At 61.3% G+C, this 25058-nt stretch carries 23 protein-coding genes; 7 read left to right on the forward strand and 16 right to left on the reverse strand.

What is annotated here, in order from left to right; all coding sequences use genetic code 11:
* The first annotated feature begins 106 nt into the window (after positions 1-106).
* Entirely contained in the window at positions 107-1336 is a 1230-nt protein-coding gene (locus B0W55_RS00140; RefSeq protein WP_077044047.1) for a nucleoside recognition domain-containing protein, read from the forward strand.
* Positions 1337-1455: 119 nt separating this feature from the next.
* Here the strand turns inward: B0W55_RS00140 and B0W55_RS00145 are convergent, their stop codons facing one another.
* The 9 genes from B0W55_RS00145 to B0W55_RS00185 all read right to left on the reverse strand — a co-directional run bounded on the left by B0W55_RS00145 (position 1456) and on the right by B0W55_RS00185 (position 11855).
* Entirely contained in the window at positions 1456-2082 is a 627-nt protein-coding gene (locus B0W55_RS00145) for an ABC-type transport auxiliary lipoprotein family protein (protein ID WP_077044048.1), read from the reverse strand.
* Positions 2079-3017 carry an MlaD family protein gene (locus B0W55_RS00150; RefSeq protein WP_077044049.1) on the reverse strand — a complete coding sequence of 313 codons (939 nt, stop codon included), beginning with the start codon at positions 3015-3017 and terminating at the stop codon, positions 2079-2081. Before B0W55_RS00150 ends, B0W55_RS00145 begins: the two co-directional genes overlap by 4 nt.
* A gap of 1 nt (position 3018) precedes the next feature.
* Entirely contained in the window at positions 3019-3810 is a 792-nt protein-coding gene (locus tag B0W55_RS00155; RefSeq protein ID WP_175645447.1) for an ABC transporter ATP-binding protein, read from the reverse strand.
* 8 nt (positions 3811-3818) lie between these two features.
* Complete coding sequence (locus tag B0W55_RS00160) at positions 3819-4967, reverse strand: ABC transporter permease (RefSeq protein ID WP_077044051.1); 1149 nt, start codon at positions 4965-4967, stop codon at positions 3819-3821.
* Between the two features lie 54 nt (positions 4968-5021).
* A complete protein-coding gene (locus B0W55_RS00165) occupies positions 5022-6050 on the reverse strand; it encodes a DUF5924 family protein (protein WP_077044052.1) in 1029 nt (342 codons plus the stop codon).
* A gap of 134 nt (positions 6051-6184) precedes the next feature.
* Positions 6185-7567 carry a pitrilysin family protein gene (locus tag B0W55_RS00170; RefSeq protein WP_077044053.1) on the reverse strand — a complete coding sequence of 461 codons (1383 nt, stop codon included), beginning with the start codon at positions 7565-7567 and terminating at the stop codon, positions 6185-6187.
* 175 nt (positions 7568-7742) lie between these two features.
* Entirely contained in the window at positions 7743-9401 is a 1659-nt protein-coding gene (locus B0W55_RS00175; protein ID WP_077044054.1) for a Na/Pi cotransporter family protein, read from the reverse strand.
* Between the two features lie 293 nt (positions 9402-9694).
* The gene (locus B0W55_RS00180) at positions 9695-10462 is read right to left on the reverse strand and encodes a TerC family protein (protein ID WP_077044055.1); all 768 of its coding nucleotides are present in this window, start codon (positions 10460-10462) and stop codon (positions 9695-9697) included.
* 85 nt (positions 10463-10547) lie between these two features.
* Complete coding sequence (locus B0W55_RS00185; RefSeq protein ID WP_077044056.1) at positions 10548-11855, reverse strand: CitMHS family transporter; 1308 nt, start codon at positions 11853-11855, stop codon at positions 10548-10550.
* 405 nt (positions 11856-12260) lie between these two features.
* On the opposite strand from B0W55_RS00185, the gene B0W55_RS00190 reads away from it, so the two are divergent.
* A complete protein-coding gene (locus B0W55_RS00190) occupies positions 12261-12662 on the forward strand; it encodes a GFA family protein (protein WP_077044057.1) in 402 nt (133 codons plus the stop codon).
* Here B0W55_RS00190 and B0W55_RS00195 read toward each other — a convergent pair whose 3' ends face one another.
* A complete protein-coding gene (locus B0W55_RS00195) occupies positions 12663-12989 on the reverse strand; it encodes a DOPA 4,5-dioxygenase family protein (protein ID WP_077044058.1) in 327 nt (108 codons plus the stop codon).
* Between the two features lie 84 nt (positions 12990-13073).
* Between B0W55_RS00195 and B0W55_RS00200 the strand changes: the two genes are divergently transcribed.
* A complete protein-coding gene (locus tag B0W55_RS00200) occupies positions 13074-13739 on the forward strand; it encodes an NAD(P)-dependent oxidoreductase (protein ID WP_077044059.1) in 666 nt (221 codons plus the stop codon).
* A gap of 6 nt (positions 13740-13745) precedes the next feature.
* Here B0W55_RS00200 and B0W55_RS00205 read toward each other — a convergent pair whose 3' ends face one another.
* Positions 13746-14696 carry a LysR family transcriptional regulator gene (locus tag B0W55_RS00205; RefSeq protein WP_077044060.1) on the reverse strand — a complete coding sequence of 317 codons (951 nt, stop codon included), beginning with the start codon at positions 14694-14696 and terminating at the stop codon, positions 13746-13748.
* 114 nt (positions 14697-14810) lie between these two features.
* On the opposite strand from B0W55_RS00205, the gene betC reads away from it, so the two are divergent.
* The 3 genes from betC to B0W55_RS00220 all read left to right on the forward strand — a co-directional run bounded on the left by betC (position 14811) and on the right by B0W55_RS00220 (position 19070).
* Positions 14811-16325 (forward strand): choline-sulfatase, encoded by a 1515-nt coding sequence (gene betC / locus B0W55_RS00210; protein WP_077044061.1) that lies wholly within the window; start codon positions 14811-14813, stop codon positions 16323-16325.
* Positions 16326-16341: 16 nt separating this feature from the next.
* Positions 16342-17259 carry a choline ABC transporter substrate-binding protein gene (choX, locus tag B0W55_RS00215; protein WP_077044062.1) on the forward strand — a complete coding sequence of 306 codons (918 nt, stop codon included), beginning with the start codon at positions 16342-16344 and terminating at the stop codon, positions 17257-17259.
* 242 nt (positions 17260-17501) lie between these two features.
* Positions 17502-19070, forward strand: coding sequence for a SulP family inorganic anion transporter (locus B0W55_RS00220; RefSeq protein WP_077044063.1), 1569 nt, complete (start codon positions 17502-17504; stop codon positions 19068-19070).
* 103 nt (positions 19071-19173) lie between these two features.
* Here B0W55_RS00220 and aroE read toward each other — a convergent pair whose 3' ends face one another.
* Both aroE and hemF read right to left on the reverse strand, forming a co-directional pair.
* Complete coding sequence (gene aroE / locus B0W55_RS00225; protein WP_077044064.1) at positions 19174-19995, reverse strand: shikimate dehydrogenase; 822 nt, start codon at positions 19993-19995, stop codon at positions 19174-19176.
* A gap of 13 nt (positions 19996-20008) precedes the next feature.
* A complete protein-coding gene (gene hemF, locus B0W55_RS00230; protein WP_077044065.1) occupies positions 20009-20923 on the reverse strand; it encodes an oxygen-dependent coproporphyrinogen oxidase in 915 nt (304 codons plus the stop codon).
* 163 nt (positions 20924-21086) lie between these two features.
* On the opposite strand from hemF, the gene B0W55_RS00235 reads away from it, so the two are divergent.
* Entirely contained in the window at positions 21087-22064 is a 978-nt protein-coding gene (locus B0W55_RS00235) for an NADPH:quinone reductase (protein ID WP_077044066.1), read from the forward strand.
* Positions 22065-22198: 134 nt separating this feature from the next.
* Here B0W55_RS00235 and B0W55_RS00240 read toward each other — a convergent pair whose 3' ends face one another.
* The 3 genes from B0W55_RS00240 to B0W55_RS00250 all read right to left on the reverse strand — a co-directional run bounded on the left by B0W55_RS00240 (position 22199) and on the right by B0W55_RS00250 (position 25022).
* Positions 22199-22756, reverse strand: a complete 558-nt coding sequence (locus B0W55_RS00240) for an L-threonylcarbamoyladenylate synthase (RefSeq protein ID WP_077044067.1) — start codon at positions 22754-22756, stop codon at positions 22199-22201.
* Positions 22757-22811: 55 nt separating this feature from the next.
* Positions 22812-23915, reverse strand: coding sequence for a DNA-processing protein DprA (gene dprA / locus B0W55_RS00245; RefSeq protein WP_077044068.1), 1104 nt, complete (start codon positions 23913-23915; stop codon positions 22812-22814).
* A gap of 81 nt (positions 23916-23996) precedes the next feature.
* Positions 23997-25022, reverse strand: coding sequence for a LysM peptidoglycan-binding domain-containing protein (locus tag B0W55_RS00250; protein WP_077044069.1), 1026 nt, complete (start codon positions 25020-25022; stop codon positions 23997-23999).
* Positions 25023-25058 lie beyond the last annotated feature (36 nt).

Below are 25058 nucleotides of genomic sequence, written 5' to 3' on the forward strand. Positions count from 1 at the left end.
TCCAGGCCAGCCCTCAGAGCTGTACCCACAAACCCCGGAGCAATCCGGGGTTTGTCGTTTCTGGCCGCACCGCTATCATTCGCCCATCTTTTGGGGGATTTGACTGATGCTCAATGGCCTGTGGCTTGGCTTCTTCATCGTGGCGGCCGTGTCGGCGCTGGCGCAATGGCTGATCGGTGGCAACGCCGGGATCTTCGCGGCGATGGTGGAAAGTATTTTCGCCATGGCCAAGCTGTCGGTCGAAGTCATGGTGCTGCTGTTCGGCACCCTCACCCTCTGGCTGGGCTTTCTGCGCATCGCCGAGAAAGCCGGGATCGTCGAATGGCTGGCAAAGGCTCTGGGCCCGCTGTTCCTGCGCCTGATGCCGGAAGTGCCGCCGGGCCACCCGGCCATCGGCCTGATCACCCTCAACTTCGCCGCCAACGCCCTGGGTCTGGACAACGCCGCCACGCCGATCGGCCTCAAAGCCATGAAGGCACTGCAGGAGCTCAACCCCAGCGCGACCATCGCCAGCAACGCGCAGATCCTGTTCCTGGTACTCAACGCCTCCTCCCTGACCCTGCTGCCGGTGACGATCTTCATGTACCGCGCCCAACAAGGTGCGCCGGATCCGACGCTGGTGTTCCTGCCGATTCTGCTGGCCACCAGTTGCTCGACCATCGTCGGCTTCCTGGCCGTGGCCTTCATGCAACGCCTGCGGGTCTGGGACCCGGTGGTGCTGGCCTATCTGATTCCCGGCGCCCTTGCCCTGGGTGGATTCATGGCGCTGTTAGGCACTATGTCGGCGACAGCATTGGCGGGATTGTCGTCGATCCTCGGCAACCTGACGCTTTTCGGACTGATCATGCTGTTCCTGATCATCGGCGCCATGCGCAAGGTCAAGGTCTACGAGGCGTTCGTCGAAGGCGCCAAAGAAGGTTTTGATGTGGCGAAGAATCTGCTGCCGTATCTGGTGGCAATGCTCTGCGCCGTAGGCGTGCTCCGGGCCTCCGGGGCGCTGGATTTCGGCCTGGACGGAGTTCGCCATCTGGTGCAATGGGCCGGTTGGGACACGCGTTTCGTCGATGCGCTGCCAACAGCCATGGTCAAGCCGTTCTCCGGCAGCGCCGCCCGGGCGATGCTGATCGAAACCATGAAAACCTCGGGCGTGGACAGCTTCCCGGCATTGGTGGCGGCGACGATTCAGGGCAGCACCGAAACCACCTTCTATGTGCTGGCGGTGTACTTCGGTGCGGTGGGCATCCAGCGGGCGCGACATGCGGTGGGGTGTGCGTTGCTCGCGGAGCTGGCGGGTGTGCTGGGCGCCATCGGGGTGTGCTACTGGTTCTTCGGTTGACCGAAAAAACCTGTGGGAGCGGGCTTGCTCGCGAAGAGGTCGGCACATTCAGCCTCTCTGCTGACTGACACACCGCTTTCGCGAGCAAGCCCGCTCCCACATTTTGATTGAGCGTGTTTTCAAGGTCTCGGTGGCGGGGCGAATTTCTGCCCTTGTTCTACCGCCCAAGCCACCACCTGCGCTGTCAACCGATCGCTGGCCTGACCAAACCCGGACACCGCCGCCGGCACCTTTACATCGCTCAATGCCTGGCGCACTTCAAAGCGCTTGCTGGCGAGCAGTCGCTGGTCATAACCGCGTACCAGCAGCGCATCGAAGCGCACCACGACACTGGCGGCAGTGCCTTGGTACTCAGTCTGAAACGCCTGCAGGCTGCCACCCAGCTCCAGGTCTGCCTGGAAATTGCTGTCGTCGGTGCTGAGCAGCGTTACCCGGCCATCGCGCTGGAAACCATCGAGCAGACGATTGCGCAGCAGCACCGGTGCCGGATCGCTCCAGCGTGAACCCTTGTAGCTGCTCATCACATCGCCCTGGGGAATGACGGCAATGTTCGGGCTGTTCAACGCCTCGCTGGCCTGGGGCTTGTTCAGGCGCAGCGACCAGCGTTGCGGGGCTGCGTGCGTGACCGATGCGCCGCTTTGCGCCGTCGGCAATCGATAGATCTCAAACGGCTCGGGCTTGGGCAGGATCGAGCACGCGCTGATCAGCGTGAAGCTGGCAAGGAGGGCGAGGGTAGTCAGCTTCATGGGGTGAATTCCTTGTGCTTGTCACTGCCCAGCAGGTAACCGCTGGGGTCGGCTTCCAGGCGATTGGAGATGGTCCGCAACGAGGTCAGGGTTTCACGCAACTCGCGGATCGCCGGCGCCAGCCCATTGAGGCCCTGCATGCCGCTGTTGAGTGAATCCTGATTGGTGACGAGCAGTTTGCTGATGGTCGCGCTGCTCTGTTCCAACGACTTCATGGCCTGCTCGGCACTGCCGAACATCTGTTTGCCCTGATCGTTGAGCAACCCATTGGCGTTGCGCATCAGCGCTGAGGTCTGCTCCATCATGCTGCTGGCCTGTTTACCCACAGACGCCAGTTGCTGCATGGCCTGGCGCAGATCGCCGCGCTGTTCGGCAATCACCCCGGTGGTCTGCTCCAGGTGCTCGAGGGTCTTGCTGATGCGCTCGATGTTCTCGGTGGAAAACATCAGGTTGGCGTTGTGCATCAGCGTGTTCACCCCCGCGACCAGGTCGTTGCTGTCCATGAGCAGGCGGGCGATGGGCGAGGGCGATGCAATGATGGTCGGCAGGTTGCCGTCCTTGCCCTTTAGCGTAGGGCTCTGGGGCGTACCGCCGCTGAGCTGGATGATCGAGGTCCCGGTGACACCGGTCAGCGCCAGTTTGGCCTGGGTGTCTTCCTTGACCGGCGTATCGCCGCCCAGGCGGATCCGCGCCAGCACCCGGCGCGGGTCTTTCGGGTCCAGGCGCAACGAAATCACGTCGCCGACCTTGATCCCGCTGTACGCCACCGAACTGCCCTTGGACAGGCCGCTGACTGCCTCGTTGAACACCACTTCGTAATCCTTGAACTCGGTGTCGACGCTGGATTTGGCCAGAAACAGGCCAAAGAGCAGGGCGCCCGCCACCACAATCACGGTGAACAGGCCGATCAATACATGATGGGCTCGGGTTTCCATGTCAGACCTCGTTGAGCTGTTGGGCGGCGCTCAGCGCCGCGCGGCCGCGAGGGCCGTGAAAATATTCGTGAATCCATGGGTCGTTGGTTTCTGAAACAACATCGATGGCATCGGCCACCAGCACCTTCTTCTGCGCCAGCACCGCCACCCGGTCGGTGATGGTGTAGAGCGTGTCGAGGTCGTGGGTCACCAGGAAAACACTCAGGCCCAGGGCGTCGCGCAGGGTCAGGATCAATTGATCGAAGGCGGCGGCGCCGATCGGATCGAGGCCGGCGGTGGGTTCATCAAGAAACAGGATGTCCGGGTCCAGCGCCAGGGCCCGGGCCAGCGCCGCACGCTTGATCATGCCGCCGGACAGGGACGCAGGGTACTTGTCTGCCGCCGACAACGGCAGCCCGGCCAGAGCCATTTTCACCGCCGCCAGATGCTCGGCGTCATCGCGACTCAAACCGGCGTGTTCAATCAGGGGCAGGGCGACGTTTTCGGTCACGGTCAGCGAAGAGAACAGGGCGCCTTTCTGGAACAGCACGCCAAAGCGCCGCTCCACCAACGAACGCTCATGTTCGGACAGGCTCGGCAGGTTTTTGCCAAAAACCTTCACTACGCCTTCACTGGGCTGACGAAGCCCGACAATGCTGCGCAACAACACCGATTTGCCGCTGCCGGAACCGCCGACCACTGCGAGGATTTCGCCCTTGTACAGGTTCAGGTCGAGGTTCTCGTGCACGCTCTGCAGGCCGAAACGATTGCACAGGCCACGGACTTCTATCACCGCTTCGCCAGGAATGTGGATTGAACGTTTCACCAGCCCATCTCCATGAAAAACATCGCAGCCACGGCATCGAGCACGATCACCACGAAAATCGACTGCACCACGCTGGAGGTGGTGTGCGCACCGACCGATTCGGCGCTGCCGCTGACCTTGAAGCCTTCCAGACAACCGATCGCCGCGATCAGGAAGGCAAACACCGGAGCTTTGACGATCCCCACCAGGAAGTGCTGAACACCGATGTCCGACTGCAGCAGCGAGAGGAACATTGCCGGCGAAATATCCAGCGACACCGCACACACCACGCCGCCACCGACGATCCCCGAAACCATCGCCAGGAAGGTCAGCATGGGCAACGAGATCAGCAGGGCCAGCACCCGCGGTACCACCAGCAACTCCATCGGGTCCAGGCCCAGGGTGCGGATGGCGTCGATTTCTTCGTTGGCCTTCATCGAGCCGATCTGCGCGGTGAACGCACTGGCGGTGCGACCGGCCATCAGGATCGCGGTCAGCAATACCGCGAACTCGCGCAGGAAGGCGAAGGACACCAGGTCGACGGTGAACACCGTGGCGCCGAAAGTGGCCAACACCGTCGCCCCGAGAAACGCCACCACGGCGCCCACCAGAAAGGTCAGCAGGGCGACGATGGGCGCGGCATCCAGACCGGTCTGCTCGACGTGCGCGACCATCGGCGTGATACGCCAGCGCTTGGGGCGAAACAGATTGCGCAGGATGGTTTCCAGGATCAGGCCGACGAAACCCAGCAGTTGCAGGGTGTCCTGCCAGACCGTGTCGACCGCGCGGCCGATGCGGGTCAGCAACTGAATGCCGACGCTGATTTGCGGCTCCTTGATGGGCGCGCAGAAATCCGTCAACGAGCGGTAGACCGTTTGCAACAGGGCGCGGTCGGCGGACGAGATGGTGCAATCGGGGTGTTCGGCGGACCGGCCCAGGCGCTCGGAGCCCAGCATCTCCACCAGCAGCGAGGCGCCGGCGGTATCCAGGGCGCCGAGGCCGTTGAGGTTGATGCGGGTACTGGCGTCGTATTGGCCTTCGAGCTTTTCGCTCAGGTGCTTGAGGTCGGCGTAATGGGCGAGCGTCCAGTCCCCGGTCACCCGTATCTGAGGCGGGTCGTACGAGGTATCCAGTAGGGCATTGCCGGGCGCTGTGTCGCTGGTCATGGGCTCCGTGCTTTTTCGATGATTACGCAGAACTACGTAATAGCACGAACCCGATCACTTTTCTTTGGTCGGTGTGCTGTCGGTGATCTCGAAGCGCAGTACGCCGATGACCTGGCCGTCTTCTGTCAGGACCCTGACCTGCCATTTGCCAGCAGGATTGCCGGGGAAATTCTGCTTGTGGGTCCAGGCCCGATAGCCTTCCTTGCGGCCGCCGTGGATGTCCAGGGCGATGCGGTCGACCTCTTTGCCGTTGAACTGCCAGACGTGATAGATCCGCTCGTCGAGGCCGCGCGGGGCATTGATCGCGGTGTAGGCGTACAAGCCGTCTGCGCGGATCTGATCGGCACTGACTTGTTCCAGGCTCTTGCCAGGGGTGCGGTCCTGCAATTGCGTGCTGATGGCGACGTCGGTCATCCACAGCGTCGCCGGCGGCACCCACGAGCGCAGCACCCAGCCCACGCCGCCGATGCCCACGGTGATGCAAAGGATCGCCAGGGCATTGCGCACGGTGCGGATCGGAAAGATCGACGCCAGGCTGGGGAACGATAACAGTACGGCAATGCCCAGCGCCCATTTGAAACTCTGTGAGGTGGTCAGGTGCATGATCACCGGCAACGCGGTGAGCAGAGCAGCGAACAGGGTCAGGGTATGCAGCGCCAGGAACGCCCAGCGCCGCGGTGCCAGCCATTTGTAGTAAAGCGGGTCGATGATGGAAATCAGCGCCGCGATGCCCAACAGCCCGGTGAAGAACAACTGCCCGCTGTTCCAGGTGGTGGTGATGAAGAAGAACGGCAGGACGAAGAATAGACTTTCCTGGTGGATCATCTGCGTCGCGTAACGCAGCAATGGCTGGGGAATTTCCCGTTTGAAGATCCGGGTGAACAGCTTGGTCAGGCTGTTTTCCAGCATCAGCCAGATCCAGCTGATCAGCATGATGGTGGTGATCCAGCTCGCCAGGCCCTGTTGCCGATCCACCAGAATGAAACTGCCAACGCCGGAGATAAAACCACCGAGCGCGATGACCCCTGGATAGCGCTTCATCAATTCGAGGATGCGCTGTACGAAAAGGGTCAGGTTCGGCATTCGGCGACTCACAGTAGTCGTAGGAAAAATCCTCGACAGGGTACCGCTGGCGGGGCGGTGTGGCGAGGGTTTACAGCCTGTTCACATGACACAAAACACCTGTAGCAGTTGCCGAAGACTGCGTTCGGCAGCGGCTACATCCGCGCTCGTCGATGTAAATGCCACCCCAAAAGTATCAGAACAATCAGCCCCAACACCCCGACAATCAGCCACAACAGTTGATCGTCACCCAGCAACGGTTTCTGAATCCGCACGTACCCGGGTTGCAGGAGCAGCTCGCGCATGGCCTTGTTGGCTTCCTCCAGGGTCACCGATTGCAACTCCCGGGCCGGGTCAGCGAAACGGCCGTCCTCGTAATCGCCTATGGCGCTCCAGTAGTAGTCGGCCAGGGCGCTGTTGCCTTGCACCGCCCAGGTCTGGCGGGCGATGGCCGCCTGTTTGAGGCGGTTGAAAGTCTCTGCGTTCAGGCCGTCCTTGAGCAGTTGGGCCTTCAGCTCATCCAGCACCTGCAACGCCTGATCGACGTCGTCACGCTCAAGGTCAGCATTGAGGCTCATGAAGCCCACGCCGCCGAAGACCTCGCGCTCGGCCCATGGCCCATAGGACAAACCATGGGCCAGACGCAACTGGCGGTACAGCGCCCAGTCCAGATAGTCCTTGAGCAGGTCGAACGTTTCGTCGTGCTGATTTTCCAGCACCGGTTCCGGTACCAGCCAGTGCAGCTTGGCGCCGCCGCCGACAAAGCCGCGGATCAGGCTGCGCTCATGGGCCGCACTGGCCTGAATTTGTGGCAGCTCGGGGTGTGGGGTCGGGTCGATCGGCTTCAATGCCCCATAGGTCCGTTCCAGATAGGCCGGCAGCAAGCGATCAAGGTCACCCACCACAATCAACGTCATGTTGTTGGGCGCGTACCAATCCTTGCGCACCTTTTCCAATTGTTCGTGGGTCAATCGACCCACCTCGGCGCGTTGGGAGCATTTGAGACCCAGCTCGACCGCCAGTTGATTACTGGCGGTGTGCCCCAGATCCTGACGATCCAGCCAACGCTGCAGATGCGAGTAATGACCGCCGTCTTCGCGCTCGACCACTTGCTTGGCGGCGTTGATGGCGTTGTCGTCGAATTGGGTCTGGGTCAGCAGCGCCAGGAGCAGATCGAGGACCTTGCGCTGGTTTTTCGCCGGAGCCTCGATCACGAAGGTGGTGTCGGCATTACTGGTGAAAGCGTTCCATTCGCCGCCCAACGCTTGCATGCGTTCCTCCAGGCCGCCTTCGCCGCTGGCGTCAATGCCGCTGAACAGCAAGTGCTCGAGCAGGTGCGGCAGTTCCTTGTCGGCGCAGGCAAAATCATCGATACCGACCCCTACCACCAGGCGAATCGCCACATGCCCGCGATCCGCACCGGGCTTGAGCAGCAATTGCAGGCCGTTGCGCAGGGTGTAGCCTTCGACCTGGAAACGATCCAGGGCAAAGGAGGGAAGTGAGCCCAGCAATAGGCAGGCGAACAGCAGACAACGCATAGCAGGCTTCCATACGACTGATTGGAGATCCGTGTCGTCAGTGAGGCCGTCTTCGCGAGCAAGCCCGCTCCCACAGTTGGATTGCGGCGTACACAGTACCGATGTGGGAGAGGGCTCGCTCACGAATGACCTTCAAGTCGAACTGATGTTACTGACTGGCCTCACCGCAAGACGTTCAAGGCGAATGCGTGGTATCCGCCAAATCATCGACAATCAACGCCCCGGTGTCGGACGTTTCCAGCACCACATACGCACTGCTGCAAAACAATGAATTCAGACGCTTCATGTCGGCAATCAGCTCCAGGTGCACGGAGCTGGTCTCGATACTCTGCACGATCTTACGTTGCAAACGGCTGACATGGGCGTGGGCCAGGCGGCGTTCCTGTGCGCGAAAGCGACGTTTTTCACGAAGCAACTGCCGGGCACTTTCCTTGTCGGCACTGAGGAACACCGACAACCCCAGTCGCAGGTTGGCAATCAGCTGACTGTGCAGCCCCGCCAATTCTTCCAGGCCCACTTCGGAGAACGAGCGACGCTGGGAGGTTTTCTGCTGCTGGACCTTGCGCAGCATGCGTTCGATCAGGTCGCTGGCCAGTTTCAGGTTGATCGCCAGTTCGATGATCTCCGCCCAGCGCCGACTGTCCTGGTCGCTGAGGTCCTCACGGGGCATTTGCGCCAGATACAGCTTGATGGCGCTGTAGAGCGCCTCCACGTCATCGGTCAGGCGGCGCATTTCCTGGGTGACGGCGGTTTGCTTGCCACGCAGCACGTCGAGCATGGCTTCGAGCATGTTGTCGATCAGGTCGCCCATGCGCAGGGTTTCCCGGGCCGCATTGGCCAGCGCCAGGCTAGGGGTGACGAGCGCGGTCAGGTCAAGGTGTCGCGGCTTGGCCGTGCCATTGGTTTCCGGGCGCTGCGGAAGCAACCAGGCGCAGAGCCTGGCCATCGGCCCGACGCTGGGCAGCAAAATCAAACAGCGCACGGTGTTGTAGAGCAGGTGGAAGCCAATGACCATTTCCTGCGGGCTGTAATCCAGGCTGTCGATCCAGTGCACCAAGGGGTCGAGTACCGGAATGATCAGCAACAGGCCAATCAGTTTGTAGAGCAGGCTGCCCAACGCCACCTGACGTCCGGCGGCGTTCTGCATGCTGGTACTGAGAAACGCCAGCACGCCACTGCCGATATTGGCGCCGATTACCAGGCCGATGGCCACCGGCAGGCTGATCACGCTGGCGCCGGCCAGGGTGGCGGTCAGCAATACCGCCGCCAGGCTTGAGTAGGAAATCATCGCGAACAGCGCACCGACCAGGGCATCGAGCAGGATGTCGCCGGTCAGCGAGGCAAAGATCACCTTCACCCCTTGGGCGTGGGTGATGGGCGCAGCCGCTTCGACGATCAGTTGCAGCGCCAGGATGATCAACCCCAGGCCGATACTGACGCGGCCCATCTGGCCCAGGCGGGTCTGCTTGCGTGACAGGAAGAAAATCACCCCAAGGAAGATCAGCAGTGGTGACAGCCAGGACAGGTCCAAGGTCAGCACCCGCGCCATCAGCGCCGTACCGACATCGGCCCCGAGCATGGTCGCCAGCGCCGGCGTCAGCGCCATCAGGCCTTGACCGACAAAGGAGGTGACGAGCATTGCCGTGGCGTTGCTGCTCTGGACCATCGCGGTCACGACAATCCCTGCGATAAAAGCCAGCCAGCGCTTGGACATGTTCTGGCCAATGACATGGCGCAGGTTGGAACCGTAGACCCGCAGGATGCCGGTTCGGACGATGTGCGTGCCCCAGATCAGCAAGGCCACGGCGGAAAGCAAATTGAGCAGGGTGAGCATAAGGGCCCCCTGTGGTGTAGCGCCCCAAAGGAGCAAGTTGACGGTACCGCGCGAGTTTCTACGTCTTGTACTTAAGCTGTAGTTGGCTAACGGTCTGGGCGCCAGCATCGCATAGCTAAACAGCGAGTTGAAACAAAACTGTCATGAAAACAGCTTCATGCCATCACGCAAAACAAATGTGGGAGCGGGCTTGCTCGCGAAAGCGGTGTATCAGGCAACAATGATGTCGACTGACACTCCCTCTTCGCGAGCAAGCCCGCTCCCACAGGTCTTGCTGCGTTACAGCATTCGGGTTATTGCCCTGGAATGTCCTTGCGCAGTTTCACCGGATCCTGCTGCTTTTTCTTTTTCGCGATGGCAGTGCGCATCTTGATGTTGATCGCTTCCACCGCCAGCGAGAACGCCATGGCGAAGTAGACATAGCCCTTAGGTACGTGGACATCCAGGGACTCGGCGATCAGCACGGTACCGACGATCAGCAGGAACGACAGCGCCAGCATCTTCAGCGACGGGTGCTTGTCGATGAACTCGCTGATGGTGCCCGACGCCCACATCATCACCAGTACGGCGACGATGATTGCCGCGACCATGACCGGAACGTGGGAAACCATGCCGACAGCGGTGATCACCGAATCCAGCGAGAACACGATGTCGATGATCGCGATCTGGATGATGGTGTAGAGGAAGTTGCCGCCCTTGCCGCTCGGCTCTTCGCTGGTTTCGTCTTCACCTTCCAGCGCGTGATACATCTCTTGCGAGCTTTTCCACAGCAGGAACAGGCCACCGAAGAACAGGATCAGGTCTCGTCCGGAAATGCCCTGGCCGAACACCACGAACAGATCGGCCGTGAGGCGCATGACCCAGGTGATCGACAGCAGCAACAGAATCCGCGTGACCATGGCCAGCGCCAGACCGAAGATTCGGGTGCGCGCCTGCATGTGCTTGGGCATGCGGCTGACCAGGATCGAAATCATGATGATGTTATCGATACCCAGAACGATTTCCAGGGCGGTCAGGGTAAAGAAGGCAACCCAGATTTCAGGGTTGGTCAGCCATTCCATGTGTATTCCTTTGAGCGATTGTTAAACCACAACGGGCCCCGACTTCGAACAGCGAAGCCTGGACCCGATGCGGTGAGTCTTGGGCTTATAGAGTGCTGAACAGCGGGAAAATCCCCATCAGCAATGCTGCAACCAGTATGCACATGCACACCAATACTGCCCACTTGAGGGTAAAGCGTTGGTGATCACCGAAATCGATACCGGCCAGGGCCACCAGCAGGTAGGTCGATGGTACCAGCGGGCTCAGCAAGTGGACGGGCTGACCGACGATCGAGGCACGTGCCATTTCCACCGCGGTTATACCGTAGTGGCTGGCGGCTTCGGCAAGTACCGGTAACACGCCGTAATAAAATGCATCGTTCGACATGAAGAACGTGAACGGCATGCTCACCAGCGCCGTGATCACCGCCAGGTACGGGCCCAGGAAATCAGGGATTACCGCCAACAGGCTCTTGGACATGGCATCGACCATGCCGGTGCCCGAAAGGATACCGGTGAAGATACCGGCGGCAAAGATCAGCCCGACCACTGCCAGCACGCTGCCGGCATGGGCCGCGATGCGGTCCTTCTGGTGTTGCAGGTTCGGGTAGTTGACGATCATGGCGATACTGAAAGCCACCATGAACAGTACCGGCAGCGGCAGCAGGCCAGCGACCAGGGTGCACATCAGGCCCAGGGTCAGGGCACCGTTGAACCAGATCAGGCTCGGACGACGGGCGTCCGGGAACTGCGAAACAGTGATTTCGCTGTGATCGATTTCATCACCGATCAAGTGCAGTTCACCCAGACGCGCACGTTCACGTTTGCCGTAGAAGTAGGCAATGGCCAGGATCGCCAGAACACCGGCAGCCATCGCCGGAATCATCGGGACGAAAATGGCCGACGGGTCCACGTGCAGCGCACTGGCGGCACGGGCGGTCGGCCCCCCCCAAGGGGTCATGTTCATCACGCCACCGGCCAGGATGATCAGACCCGCCATGATCCGCGGGCTCATGCCGATGCGGCTGTAGAGCGGCAGCATCGCGGCCACACAGATCATGTAGGTGGTTGCGCCGTCACCGTCCAGGGACACGACCAGTGCGAGCACGGCGGTACCGACCGACACCTTCAAAGGGTCGCCCTTGACCATTTTCAGGATCTTGCGCACGGCCGGGTCGAACAGGCCGGAATCGATCATCAGGGCAAAGTACAGAATGGCGAACATCAGCATCACGCCGGTCGGCGCGAGTTTGGTGATGCCTTCGAGCATCATCGGGCCGATTTTCGGGCCGAAACCGCCGAACAGGGCGAAGATGATCGGGATCAGGATCAGGGCGATCAGCGCGGACAGGCGCTTGGTCATGATCAGGAACATGAACGTGATGACCATGGCAAAGCCAAGGAAAGTCAGCATGGGAATACTCCAGGCGTAGCGCGGCTAGGGAATGAGCGGACCGGGTCGATCAGCGCAGAACGGGAAGCACGAGACGTACGGATGGAGTAGCGGCGAAGCGGCGGGTAGCAAAGGACATCAGGATCACCATTGTTGTTGTTAAATGGACCTGGCGAGCAATCGAACGCTCGCATTGGCCAACCGGTCTGTTGCCGGCAGTGAGGGCGATCCTAATCGCGCAAGCTTTCAGCCAGCTTTCGCCGATGAAAGCGTTGACCGGAAGTACAACCGGTCGTCGGACAGGGCAGGGCGGCACACCGGGCCGGAACCGTCGCGAGCAAACCCGCTACCACAGGGTACGGATACCAATGTGGGGGCGGGCTTGCTCGCGAAGGCGTTGTTCCAGACACATCAGGAGGCACCAGAATGGCTGACATCCACACAGGCGGCTGCCATTGCGGACAGCTGCGCTATCAGTTCAACGGGCCGCTGCACGACATCGCCCACTGCCACTGTTCGATTTGCCGCCGAGTCAGCGGCGGCATCGTCACCACCTGGATCACCGTCCCCGCTTCAACTTTTCAATGGCTGGCCGGGACGCCCAAGCGGTACGACTCGTCCTCCACCTGCCAACGCTATTTCTGCGAACACTGCGGGGCGCAACTGGCATTGATCACCGAACTCAGCCCCGAAAGCATCGACGTGACCATCGCCACCCTCGACCACCCCGAGCAGGCAGCTGCCGAGCGCCACATCTGGACCGACAGCCGTTTGCCCTGGTTGCACCTGGACGAACACCTGCCGGGTGAAGCCGAAGAATCGTTGTGATCAAAAAATAGACAGGTTCAGCGGCCGGATCGCCCCCATCCAGATCGCGTGCTCGCTGTGGTCCAGCAGATCGTTGCCGGTGTCCGGGTGCAGGAACACCACCAGCCCCTTGCGGTTGAGCGCCAGCCACGGCAGCACCTCGCCGATCAGCTCCGGTCCGAAAGCCAATTGGCAGCTCCAGTCCGGGTGCGGGCCCACGGCGCGCTCGTGAACGCGGCCCATTTTCAACGGGAACAGGCTCGCAGCCTGCTCACAGAGTGATCGGGCCTGATCGATGCTGTCGGCGTCGAAATACACGTGGGCGTGATAGCCCTTGATCTGTTGCATCTCAATCCCTCCAAAACCCAGTAGAACCCTCACCGTTTCCTACAGGTCACACGCCATATACACAGGAAAGTGTGGAGCTCAGCCATGAAAAATGCCGAAACCCCGGTGGTCAAAGTGGTGCTTTATGGTGCCATGAGTAGCCTGGGCAGTGCGCTGATGGCTGAAATGCTGCGGCGCCAGCATGAAGTGATCGCGATTCTCGACGACCTGACGGCGCTCGCGCCACGCCCGGGTCTGCGCACCAAGAGCGGCAATCTGTTCGATGCTGAACGCGTCAAGCAAAGCGTGGCCGGCAGCTCGGCGGTCATTTGCCTACTCGACGCACCCGGGTTGCCGTTAAACAGCGAATACGTGGAAAAATCCATCGTTCCGGGGCCGGTGGAGCAGGTACTCGCGGCCGATGCGTTGATCGACGGGATGCAGGCTGCGGGCATTAACCGGTTGTTTCTGGTTGGCGATTTCGACGTCCTGGACGATCCGGAGACTTTTGATCCCCTGCAGCGTCACGCCGCCGAGGAAATCCGCGAAGCCCTGCAAAGCAGCGCCTTGCAGTGGACCCTGGTGAATGCGCCTAGAGGTGTCCCCGGTTTGACCATCGAGCATTTCAGCCAGGTCAGCAGCTCCCTTGAGCCCGGCCTGAAAGAACCGCTGGAGCGCTTGATGCGCACGGCAACCGGGATTGCCGATGAATTGCGTTTGAATCTGCATATCGGGGAACACGTGAATTTCGTCGCGGCATCCGCGTTTTGAAATCTTTCACACTGCAATGGACGGCAGCGCCAATCCATTGAGCGATTGCGCGCTGCTCGCCTGCTCCGCCATCAACCAATCGACAAACCGCTGGATCAAGGCACCGCGCCGTTTGCGCTGCGGCAGTACCACGTAGTATCCCAGCCGCGACATCACGCTCTCGGCAATCGGCCGGCACAGCAAACCCTGCGCCAGCAAGTTATCCACAAGATGCCGCCAGCCTATCGCCACGCCTTGCCCGCCAATCGCGGCCTGGATCAGCAAGGTGTAGTTATCGAATCGCAGTTGGCCCGGGGCGGGCGGCGAGGTGATGCCCAATTGGCGAAACACGCCGCTCCAGTCGAACCAGTTGCTGCTGTTTTCACCCCGCAAATGCAACAACGGCAGCTCCAGCAACGCCTTGGCCGGCAAGGGCAGGGGGCGTTCATTGAGCAGCTGCGGGCTGCACACCGGGAAGACTTCCTCGCTGAACAACCAATGACTTTCCCCCTGCTTGAAGCGGCCATCGCCGAACAACACCGCCACATCGATATCGGTGCGCAACATGTTGTGGCTGCGCTCACTGGTCACCAGGCTGACGTCCACTTGCGGGTTAGCGGCGTGAAAGCGGTGCAAACGTGGCATCAGCCAGTAGGCGGCGAAGGCGAAATCGGTGGCGACCTGCAGCACCTCATGCTGATCCTGTGCACTGATTGCGCTTAATCCTGCGTCGATATTCTGCAAACCGAGTTGAACCTGCTCGAAAAGGATCATCCCGGCCTCGGTCAGTTCGATGCCACGGTAGATACGGTCGAACAGGCGAGTCGCCAGTTGCTCCTCCAGCCGCTTGATCTGCTGGCTGATCGCCGGTTGCGTGGTACCCAGTTCAACGGCTGCCGCCGTGAAGCTGCGTTGTCGCGCCGCCGCTTCAAAGGCGCGGAGCAGATCCAGGGACAGGTCACCGAGGGCGTCATACATAAGCTGTGCTTATCCTAGTCATTGTCGCGCATGGGCTTTACCGCAGAGTGTGAGGATTACATCCTCGATCACAGCACTCTCGCATAAATATCCACTATGGAATGCCGCGATCACATGAAGCGCAAGAACATTCTTTTCATCATGGCCGATCAAATGGCCGCGCCAATGTTGCCGTTCTACGGCCCTTCGCCCATCAAACTGCCCAATTTGAGCCGCCTCGCCGCCCAAGGCGTGGTGTTCGACTCCGCTTACTGCAACAGCCCACTGTGCGCGCCGTCGCGATTTACCCTGGTCAGCGGCCAGTTGCCGAGCAAGATCGGCGCCTACGACAACGCCGCGGATTTCCCGGCCGACGTGCCGACCTATGCCCACTACCTGCGTCGCCTCGGCTACCGCACCGCGCTGTCGGGCAAGATGCATTTCTGCGGCCCGGACCAGCTCCACGGTTACGAAGAACGCCTGACCAGTGACATTTATCCGGCCGATTACGGCTGGGCGGTGAACTGGGATGAGCCAGACGTACGGCCGAGTTGGTACCACAACATGTCATCGGTGCTGCAGGCAGGACCTTGCGTGCGGACCAATCAGCTGGATTTCGACGAAGAGGTGGTGTTCAAGGCCCAGCAATACCTCTTCGATCACATCCGCGAGGATGGCGACCAGCCGTTTTGCCTGACCGTTTCCATGACCCATCCCCACGACCCGTACACCATTCCCAAGGCGTTCTGGGAATTGTATGACGACGCCGATATCCCGTTGCCCGCGACGCCGAATCAGCAGGATCTCGATCCGCACTCCCAGCGTTTGCTCAAGGTGTATGACCTGTGGGACAAGCCACTGCCTGTGGATAAGATTCGCGATGCACGCCGTGCCTATTTCGGTGCTTGCAGCTATATCGACAGCAACGTCGGCAAACTCCTGCAAACGCTGGAAGATACCGGTCTGATCGACGACACCATCATCGTGTTCTCCGGTGACCACGGCGACATGCTCGGCGAGCGCGGCCTCTGGTACAAAATGCACTGGTATGAAATGGCTGCACGAGTGCCCCTGTTGATAAGTGCGCCGGGGCAGTTTGGTGCCGGTCGGGTCAGCGCTTCAGTCTCCACCGCGGACCTGTTGCCTACGTTTGTAGAGCTGGCAGGCGGCTCCCTGGAACCAGGCCTGCCGCTGGACGGCCGTTCTCTGGTTCCGCATCTGCAAGGGCAGGGCGGCCACGATGAAGTCTTTGGTGAATACATGGCCGAAGGCACCATCGGTCCGCTGATGATGATCCGCCGCGGCGCCTATAAATTTATCTACAGCGAAGATGACCCTTGCCTACTCTTCGATGTGCACAATGATCCGCGCGAACTGGAAGAACTCAGCCAGTCGCCGCAACATCGCCAGCTGTTCGCCGATTTTATCGCCGAAGCACGGGCCAAATGGAACATTCCGGCGATACACCACCAGGTGCTCGCGAGCCAGCGCCGGCGGCGGTTCGTCGCCGACGCGCTGACCATCGGCAAGCTGAAGAGCTGGGACCACCAGCCGCTGGTGGACGCCAGTCAGCAATACATGCGCAACCATATCGACCTCGATGATCTGGAGCGTAAAGCACGTTATCCACAACCCTGCCAAAACCAATAATGTTAAGGGGAAGTCCATGCAAAGGTTATCCACAGTACTGACTGTCGGGCTTCTGGCCCTTGGCAGTGCATCGGCCTACGCCGATCAATGCGAGACGGTGAAAATGGCTGATCCCGGCTGGAGCGACATCGCCGCGACCAACGCCATCACCGGGTTTCTGCTGGACGGCATGGGCTACAAGGCCAAGGTCGACACCCTGGCCGTGCCGATCACCTTTGGCGGTCTCAAGGATGGCCAGGTGGATGTGTTCCTGGGTAACTGGATGCCGGCGCAGCAGGGCTTCTATGACAAGTTCGTGGCCACGGGCGATGTCACGCAACTGGCCAAGAACCTCGATGGCACCGAATTCACCCTCGCCGTCCCGGACTATGTGTGGGACGCGGGTGTGCATAACTTTGCCGACCTGAACAAGTTCGCCGACAAGTTCGACCACAAGATCTACGGCATCGGCTCGGGTGCGCCGGCGAACATTTCACTGCAAGAGATCATCAAGAAGAACGATTTCGACATGGGCCAGTGGAAACTGGTGGAGTCCAGCGAGCAGGCGATGCTGGCTGAAGTGTCCCGGGCGGTGAAGAAACAGAAATTCGTCACCTTCCTCGGCTGGACCCCACACCCGATGAACGTGCAGCTGAAAATGCACTACCTCAAGGGCGGCGAGAAATACTTCGGCGACACCGGCAGCGTCCACACCCTGACCCGCAAGGGTTATGCACAGGCCTGCCCGAACGTTGGCAAGCTGCTGACCAACCTGAGCTTCACCCAGGACATGGAGAACAGCATCATGGCCGAGGTGGTGAACAAGAAAGTCAGCAATGCCGATGCGGCCAAGGCCTGGATCAAGGCCAACCCGGCGGTACTGGATAAATGGCTTGATGGCGTAAAAACCGTGGACGGCAAGGAGGCGTTGCCGGCGGTCAAAGCCAAGTTGTGAAGATGACCGCTGGCCAGAACTTGCAATGATGACCGGAGGCGAGGGAGCTCGCTCCCGCTCGGCTGCGCAGCAGACGCAACCCTGACAACTCGGTAGCGATGTTGAAGGGTTTGGGAGCGCTCCGCGCTCCAGCGGGAGCACGCTCCCTCGCCACACACAGCGCCTTCAGAACACCAGGCTTGCCGGCCACAATAATTGCTTGATCCTGATACCCTTGCGCCAACCCCCAACCGAGAGGACCCATGGCCCTTCCCAGTCGCCATTCACTCTTCCCGTTCCTCAGCTGGCTGCCCCGCCAGACCCGCGCCAGCGTCGGCCGCGATCTGATCGTCGGCCTCAGCGGCGCAATCCTGGCGTTGCCGCAATCCATTGCCTACGCCTTGATCGCCGGTCTGCCACCGGAGTACGGCCTGTACGCGGCAATCATTCCGGTATTGATCGCTTGCCTGTGGGGCTCGTCGTGGCATCTGATCTGCGGCCCTACGGCGGCCATCTCGATTGTCCTGTACGCCAGCGTCAGTCCTCTGGCTGTTCCGGCGACCCAGGACTACGTGACGTTGATCCTGCTCCTGACCTTTCTGGCGGGTATCTTCCAATGGCTGCTGGGCCTGTTGCGCTTCGGCGCGCTGGTGAACTTCGTCTCGCATTCGGTGGTGCTCGGCTTCACCCTCGGCGCGGCCGTGGTGATTGCCATTGGCCAGTTGCCCAACCTGCTGGGGCTGGACCTGCCCAGCCAAGCCACCGCTCTGGACAGCTTCATCACCTTGTTCAAGCACCTGGGGGAAATCGACAAACCGTCCTTACTGCTGGGGCTGGCGACGGTGGTGGTGGGTGTAACGCTCAAACTGTGGTTGCCGCGCTGGCCGACCTTGTTGATTACCCTGGTGCTGGGAGCGCTGCTGGTTTGGCTGTGGCCATCGATGTTCGGTCACGTGAAGTTGGTCAGTGCCTTCACCGGCAAGCTGCCGCCCTTGAGCTCGCTGCCGCTGGACCTCGACCTGATTCTGCGTTTGCTGCCCAGTGCGGTAGCGGTGGGCATGCTCGGTCTGGTCACCAGCCTGTCGATAGCCCGCTCGTTGTCAGCGCGTTCGCAGCAGTTGCTCGATGCCAACCAGGAAGTCCGTGCCCAGGGGTTATCCAACATCGTCGGGGCGTTTTTTTCCGGATCGCTGTCCGCCGGTTCCTTCACCCGCTCGGGCCTGAGCTACGAAGCGGGGGCCTGTTCGCCCCTGGCGGGTATTTTTTCGGCGTTGTGGGTGTCGCTGTTCGCGATCTTCGGCGCGCAATTGATTGCCCACATTCCAATCCCGGCCATGGCCGGCAGCATTTTGTTGATCGCCTGGGGCCTGGTCGACCACCGCGGGATTCGCGCCCTGCTGCGGGTCAGCCGCGCCGAGTTCGTGGTCATGGCCCTGACCTGCATCGCCACGTTGCTGTTGGAACTGCAGACGGCGATCTATGCCGGGGTGCTGGCGTCGCTGTTCTTTTACTTGAAACGCACCTCGCAACCGCGGGTGCAGCATGTGTGCGATGGCGATGAGGATATCCTGCGGGTGGGCGGTTCGATCTTTTTCGGCGCCAGCCATTACCTGCAAGTGCGCCTGCAACGGATGCAAGGCGCGCGGGTGGTGATCGAGGCGCAGCAGATCAACTTCATCGACTATTCGGGGGTGGAGATGCTGCATCAGGAGGCGCGGCGGTTGCTGGGGCAGGATCGCAGTTTGACCTTGCGCCAGGCACGGCCGCAGGTGGTGGAAGAATTGAGGAAACTTGAGGGCGCGGAGAAATGCCCGATTCGCTTCGAAGATTGAAACCCGAATCTTTCTCCGTAGGAGCGAGGCTTGCCCGCGAAGCTTTTGGCGTACTTGAGGACGCCTTCGCGGGCGAGCCTCGCTCCTACAGACAGTCGGGGTGTTATGCGGCCAGTTGTCGGCGCAGTTCAGCCAGCACCGGCGCGGTATCCGGGCGCACGCCGCGCCACAGATAGAAGGCTTCGGCCGCTTGCTCGGCCAGCATCCCCAAGCCATCCATCGACACCGCCGCGCCGTGCTCGGTAGCCCAACGACAGAACGACGTCGGCTCCTTGCCGTACATCATGTCGTAGCACAGCGTCTTGCCCGGTTCGATCAGGCTGGCGGCAATCGGCGGCACATCGCCCGACAGGCTGGCGGACGTCGCGTTGATGATCAGGTCCACCGATTCCTGCAACCAGTCGTAGCCGCTGGCCGATACCGGCCCCAGGTCGCAGAACAATTCCGCCAGCAGCTCGGCCTTGTCCACCGTGCGGTTGGCGATGATCACCGACGCCGGTTGTTCGGTCAGCAACGGTTCCAGCGCACCGCGTACCGCGCCACCAGCGCCGAGCAGCAATATGCGCTTGCCCTTGAGGCTGAACCCGGCGTTGACCGTCAGGTCGCGCACCAGGCCGGCGCCGTCGGTGTTGTCGCCAAGCAACGAGCCATCAGCCAGCTTGCTCAGGGTATTCACCGCACCGGCCCGCTGCGCCCGGGCAGTCAGGCTGTTCGCCAGGCGGAACGCTTCTTCCTTGAACGGTACCGTGACATTCGCCCCGCGCCCTTCAAGGAAAAACGCCCGGGCAAACTCGGAAAAATCGTCGAGCGGTGCCAGCGAAGCGCTGTAGTCCAGCTGCTGCGCGGTCTGCTCGGCGAACAGACGGTGAATCAGTGGCGACTTGCTGTGGCCAATCGGGTTACCGAAAACGACATAACGGTCCATCGACACTCCTCGTTCAGGCCTCGGCCAACCAATCGCGATCTTGCAGGAAGTACTCGGTCAGGCGCGCTTCTTCGCTGCCGGGCTCGGCCTTCCAGTCGTAACCCCAGCGCACCTGCGGTGGCAGGGACATCAGGATCGACTCGGTACGCCCCCCCGATTGCAGGCCGAACAAGGTACCGCGGTCGTATACCAGGTTGAACTCGACGTAGCGCCCGCGGCGGAATTCCTGGAATTCGCGCTGTTGGGCGGTGAAGGCAGCGTTCTTGCGGCGTTGCAGAATCGGCAGGTAGGCGTCGATGTAGGCATCGCCGATGGCGCGCATGAAGGCGAAGCTGGTATCGAAGTCCCATTCATTGAGGTCATCGAAGAACAGACCGCCGATGCCCCGAGGCTCGTGGCGATGCTTGATGTGGAAATAGCTGTCGCACCAGGCTTTGTAGCGCGAGTAGACGTCCGGGCCGAACGGGGCGCAGGCCTGTTCGGCCACGCGGTGCCAGTGCACGCAATCTTCGACGTTGCCGTAGTACGGGGTCAGGTCGAAACCGCCGCCGAACCACCAGACTGGCTCTTCGCCTTCTTTTTCGGCAATGAAAAAGCGCACGTTGGCGTGGGACGTCGGGGCGTGCGGGTTGTGCGGGTGGATCACCAGCGATACGCCCAGGGCTTCGAAGCCACGCCCGGCCAGTTCCGGCCGATGGGCGCTGGCCGACGGTGGCAGGCCGCTGCCGAACACGTGGGAAAAGTTGACGCCGCCCTTTTCGATCACCGTACCGTTTTCGATGACCCGGGTACGTCCGCCACCGCCGGCGGGCCGGGTCCAGGCGTCTTCGACAAAGCGCGTGCCGCCGTCTTCCGCTTCCAGGGCGGCGCAAATTCGGTCTTGCAGGTCGAGCAGGTAGGCTTTTACGGCCTCGGTGCGGGTAGTCATGACATCACCTTGGATCGGGCAAAGCTACGCGACGCTCCATCGGAGCGGGCTGGCGCAAATGGGCGCGTAGCATACCACTGGCGGTGCACCGATCGCAGTTGACGAAGATCGTGGTTAGGAGTCCGATAGGGCGCTTCGTATCGACGAATCAAGGAGAAGGCAGATGGCAAAGCGTATCCAGTTCCGCGCCCATGGCGGCCCCGAAGTACTCGAGTATGTGGATTACCAGCCCGCCGAGCCCGGCCCGCAACAGGTCCGCGTGAGCAACAAGGCCATCGGCCTGAACTTCATCGACACCTATTATCGCAGCGGGCTCTATCCACCGCCGTCCCTGCCATCGGGTGTGGGTTCGGAAGGCGCCGGTGTGGTCGAAGCGGTCGGCAGCGAAGTCACCCGGTTCAAGGTCGGCGATCGCGTGGCTTACGGCAGCGGCCCGCTGGGTGCCTACAGTAATGTTCACGTCTTGCCTGAGGCCAATCTGGTCAAGCTGCCGGACGCCATCAGCTTCGAGCAGGCCGCCGGGGTCATGCTCAAAGGCCTGACCGTGCAGTACCTGCTGCGCCAGACCTACGAGCTCAAGGGCGGCGAAACCGTCCTGTTCCACGCCGCTGCCGGCGGTGTCGGGTCTCTGGCGTGCCAGTGGGCCAAGGCCTTGGGCGTAAACTTGATCGGCACCGTGAGTTCGCCGGAAAAAGCCGCCCTGGCCAAGGCCAACGGTGCCTGGGCGACCATCGACTACAGCCATGAGAATGTCGCGCAACGGGTGCTGGAGTTGACCGACGGCAAGAAAGTCCAGGTGGTGTACGACGGCGTGGGCAAGGACACCTGGCTGACATCCCTTGACAGCGTTGCGCCTCGCGGGCTGGTGGTGAGCTTCGGCAATGCGTCCGGCGCGGTGGATGGGGTGAACCTGGGGATTCTGGCGGCGAAGGGTTCATTGTATGTGACCCGTCCCACCCTTGGGACCTACGCCAACAACGCCGAGAACCTGCAGCGGATGGCGGATGAGCTGTTCGGGATGATCATCAGCGGCAAGCTGACCGTGGATATCAGCCAGCGGTTTGCCCTGGCCGATGCGGCGAAGGCGCAGACTGAGTTGTCAGCGCGGCGCACGACTGGGTCGGTTGTGCTGTTGCCCTGAGATTCGGGGCGGTACTAAGGGCCTCTTCGCGAGCAAGCCCGCTCCCACCTTTGATCGTTTTCGAACACAAGCTCTGTGTTCACTGATGATCAGAGGTGGGAGCGGGCTTGCTCGCGAATGGGGCCTGCTCGGTCTTAATCCGGTCGCACAACGCGACCGGTCGCCAAATCGCGAATCACGCTGGGATTCTTGCGCCCACCCAGCATCCCACCGAGCACCGCATCAACCTGCCCGCGGAAGTACTGCTCGACACGAATCCGCGAGCGCGCTGCCGGCCGGCCCTGTGGGTTGGCGGAGGTCGACACCAGCGGGCCGACCAGAGCGCACAATTCCCGCACCTGCGGATGATCGCTGACCCGCAGGGCCACCGTTTCATGCACGCCGGTAATCCACTGCGGCAATAGATTCTGGTGCGGCACCAGCCAGGTGTTGGGCCCAGGCCAGGTGCTGGCCATGCGGTCCATCCACAGCTCAGGGAAGTCTTCGAACAGGAAATCGAACTGGCGGATGTTATCGGCCACCAGAATCAGGCCCTTGTCCACAGACCGGCCCTTGATCAGCAACAAACGCTCCACTGCCTCTTCGTCCCACGGGTCGCAACCCAGACCCCAGACAGCTTCGGTTGGGTAGGCAAGCACCGCCCCGGCGCGAACGGCTCGTGCGGCTTGTTGCACACGCCAACTGTTGACCATGAATAAACTCTCCAGAATAAGGCTCTGCGCAGTTTACCGATCTTCCTTGTAAAACCTAGCTCACCCGCGCAAACCAGCGCCCGTTTTCGCAGACGGCGCTGCCTTCCATTTCCATTTCGGTCAGCGCCGCCAGCACTTTGGGCAGGCTCCAGCCGCTGGCATCGGCCAATGCTTCACTGCTATGGGGCGCGGCGTGGAGCAACGCCAGCAAAGGATGGCGCGCCATCGGGGCCGGGGCCAGAGAGAAGGAGGTCTGTTGCCAGCCGCGCAGGGCTTCGAGGATATGCTCGACGGTTTCCACCAACGCCGCGCCGTCGCGGATCAACTGGTGACAGCCCTTGGCACCGGGGTGATGGATCGAGCCCGGAATCGCATACACCTCGCGCCCCTGCTCCGCGGCAAGCTTGGCGGTGATCAATGAACCGCTGGCGACACTGGCCTCGACCACCAATACGCCGAGGGACAAACCGCTGATGATTCGATTACGCCGCGGGAAGTTGCTGGCGGTGGGGCCGGCGTCCAGCGGGAACTCGGAAACGACCGCGCTGCCGGTGGCTATCATCGCGTCGGCCAGTCGACGATTGCGCTGTGGATAAAACTTTTCCAGCCCTGTGCCCAGCACGCCGATTGTTTGGCCGCCAACGTCCAGTGCGGCTTGGTGCGCAGCAGCGTCGATACCCAGGGCCAGGCCACTGGTGATGACAAAACCGGCGCTGGCCAGGCTGCGGGAAAAGGCGGCAGCGGTGTCCATGCCGGGCCTTGAAGCGCGACGGCTGCCGACCATCGCCAGTTGCGGTTTTTCCAGAATGCCAGGGTCGCCCGCGACGAATAACAGCGGCGGCGCATCGCTGATCTCCGCCAGCAGCGCCGGGTAGTCTGGCTGGTCCCACATCAGTAAATGCTGGGCCGGACGCTCCAGCCAGGCCAATGCATGGCTGGCGCCATCGCGAATTTCCGTGCTTCGCCGAGCCTCGGAACAGGCCAGCGGCAAGCCCAGCGCACGCCAGGCACTGGCCGGTGCGCTGATGGCTTTTGACGCCGAGCCGAAGGCTTCCAGCAGTTTCTTGAACCGCGCCGGACCGAGTTCCGGCAAACGGTGCAGGCGTAAACGAGCTTCCAGTTCCGATGGGGAAACCGGTGCAACAGCAGACTGCGACATGGATCATCCTTGATCGTTATAAGCACCCGCCCAAGCGGGAATAAGCTGTGGATAACTCTGTTGGTAACTTGTGAAGCCTGCTTACGGATTGCGCACCTTGTCCAACACCGCCAGCGAGCGCGTTGCATTGAGCACCAGCCCGTAGCTGAGCTTGTCGTAGGTACGGAAAACCATCAGCAGGCCGGCACGTTCATCGGGGATCTTCAATGGCTGGCCGGTGATATGGTCACGTACGGTTTCACCGGTCTTCATGACTTCCAGCACGTTGCCTTCCACCAGACCATCGCGCTGGCCCTTGTTCAGCGTGACAACGTCCAGCGCTCCGATCTGGGTAACACCGCGCGGGACGTCGATGATCAGGCCGTCGACCTGAGTCTTGGGTGCACTGGGCATGAAGGTCGAATTGATCGAGCGCTCTTCACCGCTGAACAAGCGATCGCCCAAGCGCACTTCCTGGGTCGTGCGCTGCAGCTCGAGCGTGGCAACGTCGCCCTCGGTGGCAACGATTTCACCGCCACCGACGTCATCGGCGTTGATCCCCAGAAATTCCCGCGTTTGTGGATCGGTGTAGACCTTGCCCTGGCGGAAGATGCCGTAGACCGGCTGCGCCATGTCGAAGTGGCCGCGGGCGAAGATACGATCGCCCATGCCGCTGAGGACGCGTTCGGCATCACCGGCCACAATGTACGGCGCCTTGTCGAAGTCCTCGACCTTGTCGACGATGCGGTTGCTCAGCAGAAAGCTGTTGATCGCTTTGAGCGGAATGCTCGGGATGGCATCGGCCACCGGACTGCTGCGCACACTCGGCGAGAGTTTGATGGTGCCGCGCGAAGCGCCGCGATTGAGAGTCAGGCGTGGCTGGCCGTCGACGTAGCTCAGGGTCAGCGTATCGCCGGGATAGATGAGATTGGGGTTTTCGATTTGTGGATTGGCGCGCCACAGCTGCGGCCACTGCCACGGTTCACGGAGAAACTTGCCCGAGATGTCCCAGAGCGTGTCCCCCGAGACCACCGTGTATTGCTGTGGAAAACCTTCCCGAAGTTGCACTTGCGCCTGCGCCCAACCTGCCGAGACCAGAAGGAGCAGGGCGAGTAGTGATTTCCTCATGCGGTGAATCCCTTTATTATGTACGTTCGCGTGAAA

This window comes from Pseudomonas sp. KK4 (assembly GCF_001984065.1).
GTDB lineage: Bacteria > Pseudomonadota > Gammaproteobacteria > Pseudomonadales > Pseudomonadaceae > Aquipseudomonas.

Excerpts from the sequence above, each read along its gene's own strand:
- B0W55_RS00140 (WP_077044047.1), top strand. The coding sequence starts at position 107 with ATGCTCAATGGCCTGTGGCTTGGCTTCTTCATCGTGGCGGCCGTGTCG.
- B0W55_RS00145 (WP_077044048.1), bottom strand. The coding sequence starts at position 2,082 with ATGAAGCTGACTACCCTCGCCCTCCTTGCCAGCTTCACGCTGATCAGC.
- B0W55_RS00150 (WP_077044049.1), bottom strand. The coding sequence starts at position 3,017 with ATGGAAACCCGAGCCCATCATGTATTGATCGGCCTGTTCACCGTGATT.
- B0W55_RS00160 (WP_077044051.1), bottom strand. The coding sequence starts at position 4,967 with ATGACCAGCGACACAGCGCCCGGCAATGCCCTACTGGATACCTCGTAC.
- B0W55_RS00165 (WP_077044052.1), bottom strand. The coding sequence starts at position 6,050 with ATGCCGAACCTGACCCTTTTCGTACAGCGCATCCTCGAATTGATGAAG.
- B0W55_RS00170 (WP_077044053.1), bottom strand. The coding sequence starts at position 7,567 with ATGCGTTGTCTGCTGTTCGCCTGCCTATTGCTGGGCTCACTTCCCTCC.
- B0W55_RS00175 (WP_077044054.1), bottom strand. The coding sequence starts at position 9,401 with ATGCTCACCCTGCTCAATTTGCTTTCCGCCGTGGCCTTGCTGATCTGG.
- B0W55_RS00180 (WP_077044055.1), bottom strand. The coding sequence starts at position 10,462 with ATGGAATGGCTGACCAACCCTGAAATCTGGGTTGCCTTCTTTACCCTG.
- B0W55_RS00185 (WP_077044056.1), bottom strand. The coding sequence starts at position 11,855 with ATGCTGACTTTCCTTGGCTTTGCCATGGTCATCACGTTCATGTTCCTG.
- B0W55_RS00190 (WP_077044057.1), top strand. The coding sequence starts at position 12,261 with ATGGCTGACATCCACACAGGCGGCTGCCATTGCGGACAGCTGCGCTAT.
- B0W55_RS00195 (WP_077044058.1), bottom strand. The coding sequence starts at position 12,989 with ATGCAACAGATCAAGGGCTATCACGCCCACGTGTATTTCGACGCCGAC.
- B0W55_RS00200 (WP_077044059.1), top strand. The coding sequence starts at position 13,074 with ATGAAAAATGCCGAAACCCCGGTGGTCAAAGTGGTGCTTTATGGTGCC.
- B0W55_RS00205 (WP_077044060.1), bottom strand. The coding sequence starts at position 14,696 with ATGTATGACGCCCTCGGTGACCTGTCCCTGGATCTGCTCCGCGCCTTT.
- betC (WP_077044061.1), top strand. The coding sequence starts at position 14,811 with ATGAAGCGCAAGAACATTCTTTTCATCATGGCCGATCAAATGGCCGCG.
- choX (WP_077044062.1), top strand. The coding sequence starts at position 16,342 with ATGCAAAGGTTATCCACAGTACTGACTGTCGGGCTTCTGGCCCTTGGC.
- B0W55_RS00220 (WP_077044063.1), top strand. The coding sequence starts at position 17,502 with ATGGCCCTTCCCAGTCGCCATTCACTCTTCCCGTTCCTCAGCTGGCTG.
- aroE (WP_077044064.1), bottom strand. The coding sequence starts at position 19,995 with ATGGACCGTTATGTCGTTTTCGGTAACCCGATTGGCCACAGCAAGTCG.
- hemF (WP_077044065.1), bottom strand. The coding sequence starts at position 20,923 with ATGACTACCCGCACCGAGGCCGTAAAAGCCTACCTGCTCGACCTGCAA.
- B0W55_RS00235 (WP_077044066.1), top strand. The coding sequence starts at position 21,087 with ATGGCAAAGCGTATCCAGTTCCGCGCCCATGGCGGCCCCGAAGTACTC.
- B0W55_RS00240 (WP_077044067.1), bottom strand. The coding sequence starts at position 22,756 with ATGGTCAACAGTTGGCGTGTGCAACAAGCCGCACGAGCCGTTCGCGCC.
- dprA (WP_077044068.1), bottom strand. The coding sequence starts at position 23,915 with ATGTCGCAGTCTGCTGTTGCACCGGTTTCCCCATCGGAACTGGAAGCT.
- B0W55_RS00250 (WP_077044069.1), bottom strand. The coding sequence starts at position 25,022 with ATGAGGAAATCACTACTCGCCCTGCTCCTTCTGGTCTCGGCAGGTTGG.